Origin of the sequence: Pseudomonas putida (genome assembly GCF_022627325.1) — a bacterium.
Lineage (GTDB): Bacteria > Pseudomonadota > Gammaproteobacteria > Pseudomonadales > Pseudomonadaceae > Aquipseudomonas > Aquipseudomonas putida_X.
In genome coordinates this window covers 1-18,794 of sequence record NZ_JAETZZ010000022.1, presented here as the reverse complement: position 1 = coordinate 18,794, position 18,794 = coordinate 1, and the positions used below count along the sequence as shown (strand labels likewise).

Annotated in this window: 17 protein-coding genes and 1 pseudogene; 8 read left to right on the top strand and 10 right to left on the bottom strand. The window is 54.3% G+C overall.

The window, feature by feature from the left end; all coding sequences use genetic code 11:
- Positions 1–32 precede the first annotated feature (32 nt).
- Positions 33–872 (top strand): DUF4062 domain-containing protein, encoded by an 840-nt coding sequence (locus JNA92_RS24795; protein WP_241807143.1) that lies wholly within the window; start codon positions 33–35, stop codon positions 870–872.
- Between the two features lie 83 nt (positions 873–955).
- On the opposite strand, the gene JNA92_RS24790 is transcribed toward JNA92_RS24795, so the two are convergent.
- From JNA92_RS24790 to JNA92_RS24770, 5 genes and pseudogenes are all read right to left on the bottom strand, one after another.
- Positions 956–1,888, bottom strand: a complete 933-nt coding sequence (locus JNA92_RS24790) for a hypothetical protein (RefSeq protein ID WP_241807142.1) — start codon at positions 1,886–1,888, stop codon at positions 956–958.
- A gap of 299 nt (positions 1,889–2,187) precedes the next feature.
- Positions 2,188–3,549, bottom strand: a complete 1,362-nt coding sequence (locus tag JNA92_RS24785) for a DUF4041 domain-containing protein (protein ID WP_241807141.1) — start codon at positions 3,547–3,549, stop codon at positions 2,188–2,190.
- Between the two features lie 1,435 nt (positions 3,550–4,984).
- Positions 4,985–5,350: a histone-like nucleoid-structuring protein, MvaT/MvaU family gene (locus JNA92_RS24780; protein ID WP_121161486.1), complete on the bottom strand. Its 366-nt coding sequence runs from the start codon at positions 5,348–5,350 to the stop codon at positions 4,985–4,987.
- Between the two features lie 73 nt (positions 5,351–5,423).
- Complete coding sequence (locus JNA92_RS24775) at positions 5,424–6,602, bottom strand: hypothetical protein (protein ID WP_241807140.1); 1,179 nt, start codon at positions 6,600–6,602, stop codon at positions 5,424–5,426.
- Positions 6,602–6,928: pseudogene (locus tag JNA92_RS24770) on the bottom strand (hypothetical protein). The gene JNA92_RS24775 and the pseudogene JNA92_RS24770 overlap by 1 nt, the downstream one beginning before the upstream one ends.
- A gap of 295 nt (positions 6,929–7,223) precedes the next feature.
- Here JNA92_RS24770 and JNA92_RS24765 point away from each other — a divergent pair.
- A complete protein-coding gene (locus JNA92_RS24765; protein WP_241807139.1) occupies positions 7,224–7,556 on the top strand; it encodes a DUF7693 family protein in 333 nt (110 codons plus the stop codon).
- Between the two features lie 286 nt (positions 7,557–7,842).
- Positions 7,843–8,370, top strand: coding sequence for an SH3 domain-containing protein (locus tag JNA92_RS24760; RefSeq protein ID WP_347269625.1), 528 nt, complete (start codon positions 7,843–7,845; stop codon positions 8,368–8,370).
- Between the two features lie 9 nt (positions 8,371–8,379).
- Here the strand turns inward: JNA92_RS24760 and JNA92_RS24755 are convergent, their stop codons facing one another.
- Positions 8,380–8,589 (bottom strand): hypothetical protein, encoded by a 210-nt coding sequence (locus JNA92_RS24755; RefSeq protein ID WP_241807138.1) that lies wholly within the window; start codon positions 8,587–8,589, stop codon positions 8,380–8,382.
- Between the two features lie 444 nt (positions 8,590–9,033).
- On the opposite strand from JNA92_RS24755, the gene JNA92_RS24750 reads away from it, so the two are divergent.
- The 4 genes from JNA92_RS24750 to JNA92_RS24735 all read left to right on the top strand — a co-directional run bounded on the left by JNA92_RS24750 (position 9,034) and on the right by JNA92_RS24735 (position 13,365).
- The gene (locus tag JNA92_RS24750; RefSeq protein ID WP_241807137.1) at positions 9,034–9,828 is read left to right on the top strand and encodes an OBAP family protein; all 795 of its coding nucleotides are present in this window, start codon (positions 9,034–9,036) and stop codon (positions 9,826–9,828) included.
- 560 nt (positions 9,829–10,388) lie between these two features.
- Positions 10,389–11,876 carry a SulP family inorganic anion transporter gene (locus tag JNA92_RS24745; RefSeq protein ID WP_241807136.1) on the top strand — a complete coding sequence of 496 codons (1,488 nt, stop codon included), beginning with the start codon at positions 10,389–10,391 and terminating at the stop codon, positions 11,874–11,876.
- An 11-nt stretch (positions 11,877–11,887) separates the two neighbouring features.
- On the top strand, positions 11,888–12,739 hold the full coding sequence (locus JNA92_RS24740; protein WP_083376070.1) for a universal stress protein: 852 nt from the start codon (positions 11,888–11,890) through the stop codon (positions 12,737–12,739).
- A gap of 92 nt (positions 12,740–12,831) precedes the next feature.
- Positions 12,832–13,365 (top strand): NUDIX hydrolase, encoded by a 534-nt coding sequence (locus JNA92_RS24735; protein WP_241807135.1) that lies wholly within the window; start codon positions 12,832–12,834, stop codon positions 13,363–13,365.
- Positions 13,366–13,398: 33 nt separating this feature from the next.
- Here JNA92_RS24735 and tnpC read toward each other — a convergent pair whose 3' ends face one another.
- The 4 genes from tnpC to JNA92_RS24720 form a co-directional block, all read right to left on the bottom strand.
- Positions 13,399–14,934 carry an IS66 family transposase gene (gene tnpC / locus JNA92_RS24730; RefSeq protein WP_241807134.1) on the bottom strand — a complete coding sequence of 512 codons (1,536 nt, stop codon included), beginning with the start codon at positions 14,932–14,934 and terminating at the stop codon, positions 13,399–13,401.
- Positions 14,935–14,995: 61 nt separating this feature from the next.
- Positions 14,996–15,160 (bottom strand): IS66 family insertion sequence element accessory protein TnpB, encoded by a 165-nt coding sequence (tnpB, locus tag JNA92_RS26230; RefSeq protein WP_387516902.1) that lies wholly within the window; start codon positions 15,158–15,160, stop codon positions 14,996–14,998.
- A gap of 16 nt (positions 15,161–15,176) precedes the next feature.
- Positions 15,177–15,611, bottom strand: a complete 435-nt coding sequence (locus JNA92_RS24725) for an NUDIX domain-containing protein (protein WP_241807133.1) — start codon at positions 15,609–15,611, stop codon at positions 15,177–15,179.
- 98 nt (positions 15,612–15,709) lie between these two features.
- Positions 15,710–18,352: an ATP-binding protein gene (locus JNA92_RS24720; RefSeq protein WP_241807132.1), complete on the bottom strand. Its 2,643-nt coding sequence runs from the start codon at positions 18,350–18,352 to the stop codon at positions 15,710–15,712.
- A gap of 161 nt (positions 18,353–18,513) precedes the next feature.
- Here JNA92_RS24720 and JNA92_RS24715 point away from each other — a divergent pair, with 161 nt between their 5' ends.
- Positions 18,514–18,708 carry an NUDIX domain-containing protein gene (locus JNA92_RS24715; protein ID WP_431312482.1) on the top strand — a complete coding sequence of 65 codons (195 nt, stop codon included), beginning with the start codon at positions 18,514–18,516 and terminating at the stop codon, positions 18,706–18,708.
- The last annotated feature ends 86 nt before the right edge of the window (positions 18,709–18,794 follow it).

Sequence of the window (18,794 nt, the reverse complement as noted above, 5' to 3'; positions counted from 1 at the left end):
ATGTCACCACTTCACCATAGTAGGGAATGAGCATGAGTTACAAAGCTGAAGTCTTCAACGTCATGATCGCGTCCCCTGGCGACGTCAAAGCCGAGAGGGCCCAAGTCAGGGAAGTCATTCACGAATGGAATGCAGTTCATTCCAGATCTCGAAAAATTGTCCTTCTCCCTACAGGCTGGGAAACTCATTCAGCACCTGAAATGGGAGCGGCTCCTCAGGCAATCATCAACAAACAGATTTTAGATAAATGCGATCTGCTAGTGGGTGTTTTCTGGACTCGTGTAGGAACCGCCACAACTGAATTCGCCAGTGGAACTGTCGAGGAAATTGAGAAACATGTCGAAAGTGGTCGACCGGCAATGCTGTACTTTTCCAACCAGCCTGCCGCTCTCGACACTGTTGACCCTGATCAATACAAACAGCTCAAAGCTTTTAAGTCCTCTTGCCAACAGCGGAGTCTGTATGAGGGCTACGAAGATCTCACAGAGTTTCGAAACAAGTTTACTCGTCAACTGCAAATCATAATCAACGACAACCCGATATTTAGAAACGCTAACGAAGACACCGCAGAAACTTCTACACATGAGACAAAAATACCAACCCTTAGCTCTGAAGCTAAGATAATTTTGAAAGAGGCTTGCATCGACAGCCAGGGTTCAATTCTGTACGTTCGCCACCTTAACGGAACAGATATACAAACAAACGGCAAAAACCTTATTAGCACCCAGAACCCAAGGGAGGTGGCCAAATGGGAAAGCGCGCTGAGCGAACTTCTGGAAGTGGGCTTTTTAGTCAAACGCGGAACTAAGGGTGTCACCCATCAAGTAACCAACGAGGGTTATACTTTCGCCGACACCCTTCCAACTGCATAAGGTCGAAAAATAAGTCCATCAGGGTCGCAACAACCCTGATGATTGAATTGCTTAACAATTGGAATTTCATAAAGCAGAACGGTTCACGCCAGCGCATCCTCACCTGCTGGAGAGGATCGCAACCCTCGCGCAGCCTCGTCAGGACGATGATCCTCTCGTTCTTGATCTGATGCGTCCGGCTCTTCATTCAAACCATAAAAGCTGTCGAAATTTGCCTCTAATCGCCCCTGGAGCTCCAGCGACTTTTCGCTGGGGTCTGACGTGGGACATGTCATTTTACAGGCAAACGGAAATGAGTCGTCGATCGTAGTGCCTTCCCCTTTTCTGATGTCAGAACCCGATCCGTATTGTAATTCTACGTAGAGCGTGCCACTCACCTCAAGGTAAACAGTCTTGCAATCGATCGCCGTGACCTCAGCATCTTCGATATAAATATCGTCTACAAACTGATGAGTGGAAAGCTCATCCATACCGGGAACTGCATTCATGACGATCTCTTGAAATGCTGCCGTGCCTATCGCTTCGTTCAGCTCGCTGGCAATCTCATCTCGGCACCGCTTAATGGTCTCGAAAAACTCGGCAAATGTCTCGGTCGTTTCAGCGACAAGGCGGTCAATATCTGCAGGAGACAGATTGAAAACATCTTCCTCAATGTGAGTATATTTACTAAGCGCATCAATGGTAGCCTTCAGCCGCTTGTTCATCGACTTGAGGTCAATATGTAGCTTCTCCCGAACAAATTTCTCTGCCAAACCTCCGTGAACAGCGAAAGACGCTCTCTCAGACCGGGCGAGTTTACCCACCTCGCCAGTAACGTTCTTGTACCAAGAGCATTTGACTACCTGATCGTCGGGAGCCAAACGTTTGAGAAAGTGTCGGCTCAGCTCACGCATCGCGTAGGCAAAATTGTTGAAACGAAGCCTATTTTCCGTGTCTCGCAGGTTCCGCACTGCGGCTTCATACAGCTTCAATTCGAAGTCGCTATCCTTCACCAACTGGGTAATTCGATTATCCATTTTCCCCTCGGAACGCCTAGCTTGGCGATTTGCACTATTCTTTAGTAAAGTCAATTTCGGATATCAACGGAGATTAGCTTCCACACGTCAACACCGGATATCTAAATAGTGAATTAACTCAACCAGCTGCCCGGATACATATAGCCAATAGTCAATGGCGGTCTGATACAGGCGCTTGCAAGAGAGGATGATCGTTCTCACCACTTGCCGCTCTTTAACCATAGCTGGGCGACAAGTACGAATCGCCCACAGCGCCTCTAGTAACAGAAGCTCAATCTTTACTCTACACAGGCATTCGATCACGAATTAGCCGCAGCCATGCGCTCTGATTGCTGAATGGCCGACTTGGGCAGAGTCATGCGAAGGCTTTCACGATACTGCTCCGCCGGCGCCTCATGGGTGACCTCGACGACAGCATCATAATTTTCTCTAATGACCTTCTCGATCTCAGCAATCTCGGCTCGGAAGAATTCTTTCCGCCCGTTGACCTTGTTGAGCCGACCAGATGCAAAATGCTCGTGGAGTTTCGCTTCTAATGCGGGAGCGTTGTTCGAGAAAACCATCGCATGCACGTCGAACCAGAACGGTACCGACGCGTCACCCAGCTCGTCGACTCGATCCATAGGCTCAAGGCGACGAGTCATGCCGATCTTGTAAATGCCTTCCCCGAATGCACCCAGGTTAGAGATCACATACACGTACCCTGCTTTGGCATTCTGCTCGCGATAATCAATGAGCTTCTCTTCGCTCTCAAGCTCGGCTCGACCGGCCTCAACCTCGGCCAGCTTCACCAGCAACGCTGAACGCTCCTCATCAGTTCGCACTTGCTCAAGGCGAGCCTGGAGATCACGCATAGCGGTCGTGAAGTGTTTCCGCTCCTTGGCAATTTTCTCCCGCGCCGCACGAATTTCCTGCTCGAGCTTTTGCTGCTCCCGCAGCTCTTCCCGGGCGCGTTTCGCCTCTTCCTTTTCCTCTTGCTTCTTGATCTGGAATTCATGAGCAAGGTGAAGCTCATCAAGCTTGAGATCGAGATAGATGCCGGATATCTCTACGCTCATGATCTTGCCCAGTCGATTGCAGGCTTCATACGATTTGAGGATTCGTTTCTCGCCGAGCTCGACGTTGTCGAATTTCACGCTGGCTACGCATGCATCGGCCTCGTTGTTGAACGAGCGGATCACCAGCTTGATCATGTCGTTGACCAGCTTGCGGCCTTGCGCCTGGCTGTTGTTCACCGTCCAGTTCATGTTGCCGGTGGCTGCCTGCCCATTTTTGATCAGGACTTTTTGACGATCACGAACGTGATCCAGTCGAGCCTTGTACTCCAGGCTGGTTGTCAGCTTGAACTTAGGCTCATAGAGGGCGAAGCTTTCCAGGAGCACTGTCTCTTCCCAGACGAGTATCTGCCCCTGCAGATCAGTCGAGCGCTGTGCGAGTGCAGCCAACTCTCTCTCTGAGCGTTGGGTTTGCTCGCGTACATCCGCTAGCCTCGCTTGCTCTTGCTCAATCAGCTTCTGGATATTCACTACGTCCATGGCGCCGATTTTCGTGACGAGCTCTTGCAGCTGAGAATGCTGCACTTGAAGTTCCGCAAGCTGGGCCTCAAGAGCTTCTGCACGCTGTCGGTGAGCTGGGCCTTTCAGATAGTCACTAAACGACATGGGTTCCTTCCTCGTTTTGAGTCGAATGCATAGACCGGAGAAGCACGAGGTAGGTATCGGAACGCCCTACAATAATTTGCCGTGTAAAATCCCACGGCACTAGCTCAATGCGTCTCTTCCCTGCTACGAATGAGCGTAACCGGAGTGGAATCAGAAAGCCATCATGAAGGTAGCTGGGGTGGAGGGCTCTACGAGCGTTCTGTGGTGCTCATATCAAGCTGGTGCCCTGCTGTACCCGGAGAAGATCTGCGTCACCGCCAAGGTTATCGGAGGGGGTATGCCCGACTACGAATTCCGAGGCTCCATGACACCTCTGGAATTCAAAGAAGGGAGTTACAGACAGCATTCCTGCGAGTCGCCCACTGGAGGTGGCATGACATCAATCACGCCCGGGCGTAACTGGTGATGGGATGGTGGGCCAAGGAGCATCACTGCTCCAGGTTTCTTCAAGGATCGTTCTGAACACGTCACTGAGCCCAGGGTAACTCCCCGCCCCTTGTAGTTCTTTGACGAGCGAGCGCAGATCCTCAGCCTCTTGGGCTGTCAGGATCAAGTCGCAGTAATGCAGCCCATCTGTAGCTTTTGTGAGCTGTGCCTTATGGTCTTCGCGCATGAAAAACCCTCTATGTGCTCAGGCTTCGGCCCGTTTGCCAGCGAAGCTGAAGAGTATGCAAACCGATCTACGATGGCTCAAGCAGCCAGGCGCGGCTCTGGAAGCCCACCTCTTTTGCGGCATAGCCTGAGTAGAGCATTCCACCCGATCCCATCTCAAAAAAAATTGGTGCGGCTCTGAAATTGAGTACAAAAGCAAAGCTAGCCGGCCTGAAGGCCGGAGAAAGCGACTTTATATCGAGGCTCCAAAACCATAGTCAGTCAATCAAGGAGCGAGGAGAAGATTACTGATCAAAAAGTAGCCAGTAATCGTCGGGGTAACTGAAGGCCAGCGATGGGTTGGAAGCAGTAGGAGCAGCGCCGGATACGGTGAGGGAGCCCTAGCACACTGCTTTTTGTTGATTACAAAATATATACTCCGTCTCGCAAAAAAAATTTCAAGGGGGTGTTTTGAAATTATTTTTGTGAGTCCTTTTCTAATCCCCTGTCACCTACACAAAAATGCCTGCTCTGCTGGGATAACCAGCTCTAGCCCGCACACGACGAGCCATCGCTCATATCCCGCCTTGGCGGGCTCAAAAGGCTCTGAACTGATGGCGGTTTCGAAACCGGCATCGAGTCAGTACGTCCATCCGCTTGAAGAGCATGGAGTCATTGATCGTCTGGAGCCTCTTCTATCCGCCCTACCGAAAGCAGACTCGCGATCTTGCATAGCCAGCGGGCTACGCATGTGGTGCCGTTACTGATGGGCTTAGCAGATAAGACCTCGTTCTCAAGCCATAAAAAAACCTCCGAAAGCGGAGGTTTCTTCAGCCCTTACGACTTACTTAGAGAGCCAGCTTTCTACTTCATCAGAACCGTATTCAGCTTTCCAGGATTTCAACTTCGAGTGGTTGCCACCTTTGGTCTCAATAACTTCGCCCGTGTGGGGGTTTTTATATTGCTTGACCTGGCGAGCGCGACGCGGAGCTTTCTCAACCACTGCAGGCGCAGCACGGCGACCAGATTGCGGATCCAGTAGGTTGATGATGTCACGCAAGCTGAAGCCGTACTTGGCCAGCAAATCACGCAATTTGGTCTCAAACTCGATTTCTTTTTGAAGCTCACTGCTGCCTTTCATAGCTTCCAGCTCAGCCAACTGGGCTGCCAATTTTTGCTCAAGCTGACGAAATTCGGCCAATCGCGACATGTGCATCACTCCGTAATGTATAGTTGGTCTTAAGAGAATCCTAACGCAGGTTAAGTTCAAACCCAAATGAAAATCAGGGCCACCAGTCATCGTCTTGCTTACTGCTGCTCCAGTAGCCGTATTCTGAGCTCGGCAAGTCCACGGATAGGTCAATAACTTTCAGAATATCTACTTTTAATGGATCAAGCATCTCGACTTGTTGTGTAGCCCAGCTAACCCACATTGCCAACGCCATTTGAGTTGCCTCGTCCGGAGGCGAACCTTGAACCGTGGCCTGGATGAACGCTCGCAGCCGCTGAGCGCGCTCCCAGCTTTCTATATTTTTCATCAAATTCTGGCGCAGCGTGTCCAAGCGACGCTGCTGGTCAATTCCCTCTTTGCGCACCCGCTCCTCTTCGGCCCATCGGCGGCGACTAGCCTCATCGGATGATCGTTGGACTTTCACAGAAGCGGCAATACGAACGAAACCCGTGAGTATCTGACCAAGCTTCGACTCAAGGTTTCCTGTCTTGCTGTCAGTCCAAGTTTTTTGAATGAGAACCTCAGATCGTGCATCGACGATGAGGGAAAATACGCCAGTGGGCTCCCACCCAAAGCGAGCCGCTCTCATCGCGGTAACGTCAGGCCTCCATTGCTGCCCAGGCTTGAACGGTTTCGGAGGAGGCGGTGGAATATCGAAGCGTTTTATCCGCTCCTGGATCGTGATCAGTAGCTCCTCCCCGTCGACTTGCACGAAGCTACCGTTACTACCAATACCCCAGATGTACCCCGACGACTCACAAGCTTTGATCAAGCTGTCGTAGAGAAGCGCGCAGCGATCCACCTCATTCCGGGATATATGCGAGTTCAATACCTTTGTTTTGTCGAATACCAGTGCACTGTTGAGCTCTTTGGCCTTCCTCGCTGCACCAAGCCATTTTTTTACCAACTGATGGGGGTCAGATAACTCCATTGGCACGCTCAACATCTTAGGGTCTTTGACCACATTCTCTGGCTTCAGCCTGGCAGCCTTCTCGACATTCAGAACATGAAACGTGATAGGTGTGGTGGAGGCTGGGGGCTTTGGACGACGCGGGCGTTTTGGGGCTGGCTTGGCCCAGTGACCCCGGGTAGGCAACGTGATCCCCGCTCTGCGGCAGGCCTTCGACAAGCCCACATCTGAGACACCTATTTCCTTTGCGATGATGAGAACAGGTCGCTCCCACACCATTTCAAATAGCTGTTGAGGTGTGAAGGTCTTTTCGACGTACATTACTCATCCTTTGTGGCATCCAAAGCGTTGTACCAGTCAGCGTAAGGCGTAAGCTCTATTCGACAACCATTGTAGTCAGGGCTGCCGTCGTCCTACCAAACGGCCCCCCGCTCGCCCAGACCCACTTTGGCAGCATTCACTCGCGCACGCGCAGATTTGAGCATGCTCAACTCGTCAGCGCGCTTGGCCTTTTTGACATCTCGTCGAGCATCCATCAGGGCATGCACAAGGCGTTGCCGCTCGCATTCACTCAATGAAGGATTCGCGCAGCGCCAGAGCTGGCCTTTGACAACAAAATAGCGTCCGTCTGGTGTCGTTGGATGCATAGCGCAGATCTCGTGAGCGATACATCAGAGACACTAGAGATGACTCATTTTGGCTGCATATAGGGGGGAGATCGATCGCCACATGACCTGAACTGTCATTCGTGCAGGCAGCGCAACCTGCCGGCTGCATGCACGAGACGGAACAAGCCAGCGTTCACTAGCGCCACGATGCACATTTTTAATCCAACCTCTTCCTGTCACTGGAGCCACCAATCACCCTACCCTGCGTGTTTTCCGGCGCACCTTCGACACAGGGTATTATCGATGTCTGATCACTAAGAGACACAGGCAGCGTATGACTGATCATAACCGGCACGACGCACCATCAGGCGCTTTGACGGCGCGAGACGTCTGCCAAGTGTTGCGAGAGGCGGTGTTCGGTCGCCGGACAATGACCAAGATTGGCAGCCAGTCCTGGGAGCAGCTGTACGCCTGTCATTTCGAGGTCGATGTAGAGGGATGGCGGATCACGATCTACAACGACTGTGATGAGCTGGACTACTGCGAGCGGTGCGTTAGCCCAGATGGACAGCGCTGGGATTTCGATCCTGGCGACCGGACAGATCCGGTCGCCCTGTTATCGACATGGGAGCATCAGAGCCTGGAGCGCTTGTTGAAAGCCTTGTAGAGCGTTTAGGGCGTGCCCTACCAGGCCCGGCTGTCGTGAACCGAGCCATCGTCTTGCGACGTCTCGGCCCTTCGGGCTGCCATCCGTCACACCGGCGCGCTTCGGCCGTCATCTCTCATTTAGTGATCTTTCGAAGACGGCTTAAGGCCGCTAATGTGGCTGCAGCTCCAACCAGTCTGACTCAGCTAAGCTCAATAGTATCGGCGATGGAGGGTGGAAAATTGCTCGCCAAGCACCAGCCGGCCACTTCTTAAAAGGACAGATATCATTTCGAGGTGCAAAGGATATGCGCAAGAATGGTCAATCATGGTTTCTGCCGCTTCTAGTTCTCTTCGTTATGGTCTGGGCCATTGGCAAGAATGATTCGCCTAAAACTGAGCCACCACCCAGCCAGACGCCGGTTAGTACGTTGGCCGCAACCTCCTCCCCAGCACCACAACCTACACAAGCCTCGGCACCGGAGTATTTCGTTAACGCGGACAAGTTAAATCTGCGCGCTCAACCGGGAGGGAAAGTGATCTCCAGCCTCAAGCGCGGGGAAAAGGTTCAGGTCTATGACCAGAAACAGGAATGGGCGCGTATCAGCCTGGACGGCCAGCCGCAACGATGGATCTCTTACAAAAATCTTTGCAGCGGCTCCAACTGCTTCGCCACCCGGCAGCCGAAAAGAAACCAGCCAGCTCCCCAGCCTGCGCGCATCAACACGTCCGACTTTAGCTCTTCGTGCCCCTGCTCTTCAGGTCGAGTCTGTATAGGCCCCCGGGGCGGTCGCTACTGCATCACATCTGGTGGGAACAAGCGGTACGGTGTGTAGTAGGGACTTTCAGTGGGTAGGCTCCGCCGGCCCACCGAGCGCGCGCAGTTGATAGTCGGTGACTGCTTGAAACTGATGCTCCACCATGAGACGAAGGCGCTCAAGCTCAACCCCCGTCACACCGTTGGCTTGAGCTTGGTGGTAGCGTTTCAAAGCATCCACTGCATCGGTGTACATCGGATGGTCTGGAAGCAAAACCTTGCTGAGATCCTTCTTCATCGTGATTACTCTCATGCCATGGGTATGGGTAGCTCTGCGTCGATGGCAATGGCTCGAAGCTTTTCAATATTTGGAGCATCGGACTCTACTAGATCCCAGTTGAGCAGGGAGGCCAGTTCAAGATTATCCAGTTTAGGCCACTCCTACGGCATGATATTTTTGATCTTCTGCGGATCTGAATGCTTTGGGCCTGTCCTGTGGCAGCTGGCGCACAGGCTGGCCTCCGTTTGGGAAAACCCTGGGATGACGTTGTAGGGACTTTTCTTTCACCCAATTTTCACGACACCTAGGCAACACTCGCCCTATCCCTACGTGTGATAGAAGCTCCCATTAGCCCGCCTAGCAGCGGGCTTTCTTTTGCCTAGAATTCGGCCGTTTGTCTTCTGAGTTGTCCGTTCAGCAGGCCCAGGCTGTCCCTTGAGGACACTAGCTAGAGCCACTCTCATGCCACAACTCATCAGATTTATAACCCTTCCCCTGGCCTGTAGTCTTCTGTGGGCTTGCTCTGCTCCTGAGACGAAGTCGCCTGTGGAGACGCCTGGCAGGCCCGAATCCGCAAAGATTCAGTTGCTGGAAGCCGGCGCCGCGACCTTGCAGGCCAAGCCGCCCATTGAGACCATCAACGCCTACCTGGATGGCTTCCACTTTTACAACGGACATCCTGATGTGCAGATGGAAGCGCATCACTACTGCTCCATCCTGAATGAGGATGTCATCCAGTGCGTCATCTTCGATGGTAATACCAAGGAAGCGAAGATCATGGGTATCGAGTACATCATCGACGAGAAGCTGTTTTCTGGTCTGCCAGCCAAGGAGAAGGCGATGTGGCACAGCCATGGCTATGAGGTTTCATCAGGGCAGTTGATCGCGCCGGGTATACCTGCACCTGCGGAACATGCGCTGATGGAGCGGCTTGCCCATACCTACGGGAAGACATGGCACACGTGGCATACCGACCAGGACAAAGCCCTACCGGTGGGCGTCCCGCAGTTGATGATGGGGTTCACAGCGGATGGCCAGGCTGATCCAACGATGGTCGAGCAGCGGAATCGACGCCTGAGAGTGGACGCGGCAGAAACGAAAGCTCAGCGAGCTGACATTCAAATACCTGCGGCAGATCTCAAGGCGGATGGTTGGCAGCACGGCAACGTCATTCAGATTACCGATCCAACCGGTGCTCATCTGCATCAGCCCGCCACCTCGACACCTGAGAAAGCGAACAGCCGATCAAGCCAGTAGCCTTAGAGCTACGCCTCGAGGCACCGGCGATAATCAGGGGGGTGTGAGGCGTAGCCTTCATATGCGGCCGTTTCCTTAGGATGGATGCTCAGTGTGCTGCAACGACCTCCCTTCACCACGCAGTGCAGTCTCGCTGTAACCGTCTGGCCAACTCACCTCTCAGCACACAGACCAGCTCAGACAAGAACGGGTGGAAAACAAAGCCTTGCCCGCAGGTATACCCATTGAATAAGCCTGTATCTGACGTAGCTCATGCGGAGCTTGGCAGCGGGTCGCAATCGACGATGGCTTCATTGTATACTTCTGCTCCGCATACCCCTTGAGCTACAGGAACATCAGCATGACTGTACTCCAAACGATCTACTGGCAGCCTACGCCGCCTTAGCGCTACGCCCCCTCGCAACAACCTGCTTCCGCTAGCCTCGCTCGCGGGTGCGCACTGCTGTACGCCTGGTTATACGCCTTAAGCACACAGCAAAAAAATCCTCAAAATTTGAATTTGTATCGATTCGCTCGCCATTCCCTTGGCGTGCGCGATGCTTTGCCTTGGATATTTTTCTATGCTGCAAAAACTTAGACAAACGTGGTTTTCCAACGTCCGTGGAGATGTGCTCGCGGGGCTCGTAGTCGCACTTGCGCTGATCCCTGAAGCCATCGCCTTTTCCATCATCGCCGGCGTTGACCCAAAGGTCGGACTTTACGCCTCCTTCTGTATCTGTGCTGTTATTGCCTTTGTCGGCGGTCGTCCCGGCATGATCTCGGCGGCTACCGGCGCCATGGCACTTCTCATGGTCACTCTGGTTAAAGAGCACGGACTTCAGTATTTGCTGGCAGCCACGTTGCTCTGTGGGGTACTTCAAATCCTCGCGGGTTACCTGAAGCTAGGTTCGCTGATGCGCTTCGTCTCTCGCTCTGTGGTCACGGGTTTTGTGAACGCATTAGCGATTCTGATTTTTATGGCGCAGTTACCTGAATTGACCAACGTGACCTGGCACGTCTACGCGATGACCGCAGCGGGCCTTGGAATCATCTACCTGTTTCCGTATATACCTAAGATCGGCAAGCTGGTTCCCTCACCACTGGTGTGCATCCTGACCCTGACTGCCATCGCCATTTATCTGGGGCTAGATATCCGTACCGTGGGGGACATGGGCCAACTGCCGGATACGCTGCCGATTTTTCTGTGGCCTGAAGTGCCGCTGAACGTTGAAACCCTGCGCATCATCTTTCCTTACTCCGCTGCGCTGGCAGTTGTAGGCCTACTGGAGTCGATGATGACCGCGACCATCGTCGACGACCTGACCGATACCACCAGCAACAAAAACCGCGAGTGCAAAGGCCAGGGTGTGGCCAACATCGCTGCCGGCATGCTTGGCGGCATGGCAGGTTGCGCCATGATCGGCCAGTCGATCATCAACGTGAAATCTGGTGGCCGCACCCGTCTCTCGACATTGTGTGCCGGCGTTTTCCTGCTGCTGATGGTGGTATTTCTTGGCGAATGGCTCTCCAAAATCCCTATGGCGGCACTCGTGGCTGTGATGATTATGGTGTCCATCGGCACCTTTAGCTGGGATTCCTTGCGCAATCTGAAAGAGCATCCGCTGTCGACCAACCTCGTCATGGTGGCGACCGTCGTGGTCGTCGTGGCCACTCACAACCTAGCCTACGGCGTACTGGTAGGTGTGCTGCTGGCTTCGCTGTTCTTTGCCAATAAGGTTGGGCACTACCTGGATATCAAGAGCACTTTGGAAGAGACGGAATCGCATCGGACTTACCGCGTCGTGGGCCAGGTGTTCTTTAGCTCTGCGGACAAATTCACTGAAGTTTTTGACTTCAAGGAAGCGCTCAACAAAGTCACCATCGATCTCACACAAGCGCATTTCTGGGATATCACCGCCGTCGCAGCGCTGGATAAGGTCGTGATCAAGTTCCGCCGTGAAGGCGCTGAGGTTGAAGTGCTCGGTCTCAATGAAGCCAGCACAACAATCGTTGACCGCTTCGGCGTGCATGACAAACCCGGTGCCATCGACAAGCTCATGAGCCACTAAGGAGAACGACAATGACCCACGTAATGGCATGCATTGATAACTCACAATCCTCATTGGCGGTCTGCGATTACGCAGCATGGGCCTCGCAACGACTCAGCGCTCCCCTGACCTTGCTCCATGTGCTGGATAGGGAAAAATATCCTGCATCCGCTGACCTCAGCGGCAATATCGGTCTCGGTAGCAGAGAACATCTACTGGAAGAGTTGGCCACGCTGGATGCGCAGCGTGCAAAACTGGCCTTGGAGCATGGGCAGCACATGCTTGAAAAAGCTCGCGAGCGAACAGTCATCTCTGGCGCCATGTCACCTGATCTGAAGCAGCGCCATGGCCATCTCGTCGAGAGCCTGAGCGATCTCCAAGACGATATTCGATTACTGGTGATTGGAAGAGTCGGTGAGGACAGCACGCGCAGTGCCCAAAGTCTTGGCAGCCAGATTGAAGCGGTAGTCCGAACAATCCACCGCCCCATCCTGATTACAACCAGCCATTTCAGGAAACCTGAAACGATCATGGTGGCATTTGACGGCAGCGCTACAGGCCACAAGACCGTACAGATGCTTGCTTCAAGCCCGCTGTGCGAAGACCTGCCAATTCATATCGTCATGGTTGGTACGGACTCTGAAGAAAACCAGAACGAGCTGGAGAAAGCACGAACCACACTTGCCTCTTCTGGCCCGCTAGTGCATGCCGAGATCCGCCCAGGCGAAGTAGAGTCGGTACTTCATGCGTATCAGGCAGAGCACGGCATTGACCTCTTGGTCATGGGGGCGTACGGGCACTCACGCATCAGGCAGTTTCTGGTAGGCAGCACGACCACGACGATGCTGCGAACATCCACTTTACCCGTATTGCTGCTTCGCTGAGCCAGTTCCACTGGCCACAGTATTTCCAGAACTGCGGAAATGCCGTGGCCACCCTGGACGATGACTAACTGATTTTGCCGTAACGAGAGCACATGCAACTCATAACTGAAATTGTTCACCCCGAGCTGAAATCCAAACAGGGCAGAGTATTCCGTCGACATGCAGCACGCGGCATCGTGATGCGGGATGAACAGATCCTGTTGCTGTTCACCGAGCGCTATAACGACTTCAGCTTTCCTGGAGGCGGCCTTGATGGTGACGAGGACATTGTCACAGGCCTGAAGCGTGAGCTTGAGGAAGAGACTGGTGCTCGTGACATAAAGGTGCTCCAGCACTACGGTTACATTGAGGAGTACCGGCCCTACTGGAAGCCACAGTACGATCTGATGCACATGACCTCGCATTTTTATCAATGCGAAGTAGCGCCCCAGCTAGAGCCCGTGAGAATGGAAAGCCACGAAATCGCTAATGGTATGCGGCCTGTCTGGATCAACCTGCATGAAGCCATCACGCACAATGAAGCCGTTATGCAGCGTCACGAGTCTTCGATGGGGCAATCAATTCTGCGCGAAACCTATATGCTGAGAAAAGTCGCTTCCGAATTGTTGATACAAGTCAGCCTTTGAGCTGACTATTTGGCGAAGTCCACTTAGCCTGTCTCAGGCAAGCATCCAATGCTGCGGGAGTAATTGCGTGATTTCGCTCGCCCGCTGTGTCGGCAGCCGCATCAGCACATCCTTGAGATAGGCATACGGATCGTGCCCATTCATACGCGCCGACTGGATCAGGCTCATGATTGCCGCCGCCCTTTTTCCACTGCGCAGCGACCCGGCAAATAACCAGTTCGAGCGCCCAAGCGCCCACGGCCGGATCAAATTCTCGATCTGGTTATTGTCGATGGGTACAGCACCATCTTCCAAGTAGCGCGTCAGCGCTACCCAGCGTTTAAGGCTGTAATCCAGGGCCTTGGCCGTGGCCGAACCCTCGGGCACAAGTTCGCGTTGGGCCAACATCCACTCATGCAGTTTTTCAGCGATGGGCACCGCTGTTTCCTGACGTAATCGCCAGCGGTCTTCGTCGCTCATTTCCTTGGCGTGTCGCTCGACTTCATACAACCCGCCAATCGAGTGAAGCGCCTGCTCCGCCAACTGGCTTTTATTGGCTGCATGCAGGTCGAAGAATTTGCGGCGTGCATGGGCCATGCAGCCGATTTCGGTGATGCCCAGCTCGAAGCTGGCCTTGTAGCCGGCGAAGTCATCGCAGACCAGCTTACCGTTCCACGTGCCCAGGAAGTTACGCGCATGTTCGCCGGCACGGCTGGGGCTGAAGTCGTAGATTACGGCCTTGAGGGCCGAGAAAGGCGTGGTGCTATAGGCCCACACGTAAGCGCGCTGGGTTTTCTTTTCGCCTGGTGCGAGCATCTGAACCGGGGTCTCATCGGCGTGGATCACGCCCTGGGCCAACACATGCTCACGCAGCGCATCGACCAGAGGCTGGAGCTGCACACCGGTCTGTCCGACCCATTGCGCCAGTGTCGAACGGGCGATGGGCAGTCCGGCCCGACCAAAAATCTTCTCCTGCCGGTACAGCGGTAAATGGTCGGCGAACTTCGCCACCATCACGTGGGCCAACAGGCCTGCGGTCGGGATGCCCTTGTCGATCACTTGGGCCGGTACAGGCGCCTGGATCAGTGTTTCACACTGACGGCACGTCCATTTTCCACGCACATGCCGCTCAACGGTGAACACGCCCGGAGTGTAATCGAGCTTCTCGCTGACGTCTTCGCCGATTCGCTGAAGCTGGCAGCCGCACACGCACTGAGTATTCTCTGGTTCGTGACGGATCACGGTTCGCGGAAACTGCGGCGGCAGTGGTGCACGCTTGGGCTTATTACGTGGCTCGGCCGGTGCGGCCGGCGGATTGGCTGCCTTCAGCTCGGCTTCGATAGCTGCGATATCGGTATCGAGCAGATCATCGAGCAGACTGCCTTGGTCGGGGCTCAGTTGCTCGCTGCGCTTGGCGAACTTGTGTCGCTTGAGGATGGCGATTTCATGAGCCAGTTGCTCGTTGACCGTTTCGAGGCGTTGGATTTTCTGGCTCATGGAGTCGACCTGGGACAGCAACTGCATAGCCTGTTCGGCCAAGCCACGCAGCTGTTCCGGTGTCATCTGGTCGAGATTGGGCGAGGAAGTCATGCCGCTGATTGTGTCAGAGCAGGTCGTCAACAGCGATAAACCGATGGGCTAATGGCAGGGGCTAAAGCACTGTGATCGCGCTGCCTGCGCCGACCCGCTGCCACGGCAAACCCAGTACCAAGGCTTGAAGTTGCTCGTTATCGAGTTCGACTTCCGATCCGTGACGGATGCCGGGCCAATGAAACTTGCCTTGGTTCAATCGTCGCGCTGCCAGCCAAATGCCCACACCGTCATACGTCCGTTCAAATTTCAGCGGTTGTCAACGTCAGCGCTTCCACTTCATCGAGATGGATAAGTTGTGGCAGGCCCCGGGAAAGCAAGGCCGCGGCTGTAGGCTTTAGCATGGTGGAACCCAGCTCCTCCCAGCCGATCCACTTACACGCGACAATGCCTCTCCCCAGCACAACGCTGCAGCCATCAGTGAAGTCAGTGGTGAAGATATGGTGGAGCACATTGCCTACCTCAACGGTGCCCACGAGATGCAAGCCTGAGCAGTGCAACGATAGGGCAGTCCAAAGCTCTCTAGCGGCAGCCACAGTTGGAGCCTCTCCTCTCTCAAGCAGACCGTTTGGAAACTTCCATTTGGCACCCTTCCTGCGAACAAGAAGAACCTGGTCATTTCGAGTACAGATGATCGTTACTTTTGCCCTTGCTGGACGATGCTTGATGACGCTCATGAGGGATCGCACCTAAGAACGCGCGACATCCTGAACGCTGGGACGAACTTCCTTATGCTGATGACTGCCGGGTAGGAGGCTGAGTTCCGGCAACCTGCTCAAGTCTGGGGCTGGTGCAGCATTAAGGTCACCTTGTTCAGGAGTACCTGAATGTCGAACGGTTTTGTGATCACTGCCGTGCTAGGTGTCAGGAATCCACCTTTCAAAACCGATGCCTCTGCAAAACCGGTCACGAATAGAACCCGGAGGTCTGGAAAAGCCTCACGAGCAGCATCTGCCACTTGGCGTCCATTCAGCGCACCAGGAAGCCCGACATCGGTGACGAGAAGATCATAGGGTAGACACGAGCGAAGCGTATGCATGGCGCTAGATCCATCTTCAGCCTCATCAACTTCATATCCGGCCTCCATCAAGGCTTCCACAATGGACATGCGCACGATAGGTTCGTCATCGACTACTAGAATTCTCCCGACCCCTTGGCCGCTAAGCGCACTCTGCCTGGCCTCGCCCTCGAGTAATTCCAGTTGCCCTTCGAATTTGGGCAGCAAGAGGCGAATCGTCGTGCCCACACCTTCTTGGGAATGAACATCAATCTGGCCACCGGACTGCAGTACAAAACCGTGCACCATGGATAGCCCAAGTCCGGTGCCCTGGCCAAGTGGCTTGGTGGTGAAGAACGGGTCAAATATCCGCTTGATGTTCTCCGGGGAGATACCGCTTCCCGAGTCAGTGACAGAAATCGCGATGTACTCGCCTGGAGGCAGGTCGGCACGAGCCGCCATCAGGTCGTCGAGTTCGATTGTCTGCGTAGTGATGGAGATCGCACCACGCCCCTCGGGCATGGCATCACGCGAGTTGATCGCCAGGTTGAGAAGCGAACTCTCCAGCTGGGCAGGATCAATCCGGGACAACCCTAGATCCGGCTCCAAATGCGTGATGACAGTAATTGCCGGGCCCACCGAGCGATTGATCAGGTCGACCAGACCATCGATAAGTACGTTGACGTCCGTAGGCCGGGGATCGAGCGTCTGCCGCCGTGAGAATGCGAGCAGACGCTGAGTCAGCGATGCTGCTCGCTTGGCGCTGACTTGAATTCCCTCCAACAGGCGCGCCGTAGCCTCCCCTTTCCCCTGTTTCAATCGCCGTGATAGTAAATCGGCGCTTCCCAGAATCGCCGCTAGGATGTTGTTGAAATCGTGCGCAATTCCGCCCGTTAACTGCCCAAGAGCTTCCATTTTTTGAGCTTGGCGAAGGGCTTCGTTGGCCTGTGAAAGCTCCTCTGTGCGTTGAGCGACCCGCTCTTCAAGTGTGGCTTTCGCCTGCTGCACCTGCCGATAAAGTTGGGCGTTATCGATGGCCACTGCTGCCTGGGCGGCCAGGGCGACTACCAGCCGTTCGTGCCGCTCAGTGAATTTTCCCGGTTCAGGATGACCGAAAAACAACCCTCCCAGGACATCGCCTGTTCTCGATACTACCGAGATCGCCAAGTAACTGCGTACGGGCAGATGCCCCTTAGGCATTCCATGATGGGGCTCGAACTGGCCATAGCGAGGGTCAGCCAGGATGTCCAAGGATCGAACGACACCTTCATTCCGGAAAGTAGGTGCAAACACCGGAGTGGCGCGAGGATGACCCAACTTTTCAAAGGCCGAGCGATCAGCACCTGACAAGGTATAAAGCTTCAGATGCGCGCCGGCATCGTCGACCTCATTGGCAAAGTATGAGCCAAAAGCTGCTCCTGTGAGCGACGTTGCTGCATCCGTGAGGTTTTGCACGATCCGTTCAAGGTTCAGATCACTGGCGAACGCCGCGTTGATGTCTCGAAGGATCTCAAGAGTGCGGCTTTCCTCTTTAAGCGCCCGCTCGGTCTCCACTCGTTTCGTGACATCGAAGCCTTCGCAGAAAATACCGGTCACTACACCGGCATCGTCGAATACAGGCTCATACACGAAATCGAGGTAGCGGATCTCGGCCCCATCTGATTGCCAGAGCAGCGAAATAGGCGTGCCGGTAGCGACAAACCGCTCGCCCGACTTGAACACCTCATCGAGCCAGGAAAAATAACCCTGCCCTTCCAGATCGGGGAATACATCACGTACAGAGCGGTTGAGATAGCCTCGATCACCAAAGCTCCGCCTGAAGGCCTCGTTGACGAATTCAAAGATGTGGTCAGGGCCTCGGAAGATGGTGATGAACCCCGGTGCCTGGTCGAACATACGACGATCTCGACCCAGCATAATGTGCGACGGCACTGGTTCAAGGGCTGACGGCTGTACTTCTTGCCCTTGCACCAGGACACCAACGATGTGCCCCTCAGGGGCTCTCAAAGGACTCAAGCTGAACGCCCACGGCTTTTCTCGATCCAGGCGAACCGGAAACTCCGAATCGGAAAGTAATAACAGGCTTGCCTTCTCCATTACCGCTTCGAGCTGCAGACCGACCCGCCCCCACACCGCCGTCCAGACCTCGTGCGCGGGCCTGCCCAGCCCTAGGGGATGACGGTGCCCCATGGCAGGGATCCAGGTGTCGTTGTAGAGCAGTGTGCTGTCGGCACCCCAAAGAAGTGCAGTGGGCAGATCCGAACTGAGCAAGAAACTCACGGCGTGGCGCAGCTGAACCGGCCAGCACCCTGGATCACCCAGAGAAGTGCCGGCCCAATCTACTCGACGCATCTGGGTGCCAATCTGGCCGTCGTTCGTCACGACCGATTCGATTGCTGAGCGCTGATCACCGTAATCCATAGGACAAAGCACCACGGGGGGAGACCTATAAATTTAACTCAAGATCCATGCATCGGCGTGCTGGTCTGAAAGAAGCTGGCAGGCGCCAACGCTCACACCGTCGTTTAACGTGAACTTTGCCCATGATTTTCAAGCCCTCCGTACATAGAGGAGGACTGAACATGAACAACCTAAGAGAGATGCGTTCGACAGTAATCTGCTTGCAGGAGGGGAAGATTCTTCTTGTCCGCAAAGACGCTCCTGAATGGTCACTGCCAGGCGGCAAGATTGATCCTGGCGAAGGGCATGTTGACGCGGCAAAACGAGAGCTGAAGGGTAAGCGTCCGGCGAACTCACCTTCCGAACTCCAGCATTAAGGGCGATGGTGTCCGCGTATTTTTAAGCGGACGCGATCACCCTTATCGCCAGGATTTCTATGCGCCAACGAAGCTCTTATCCGAAA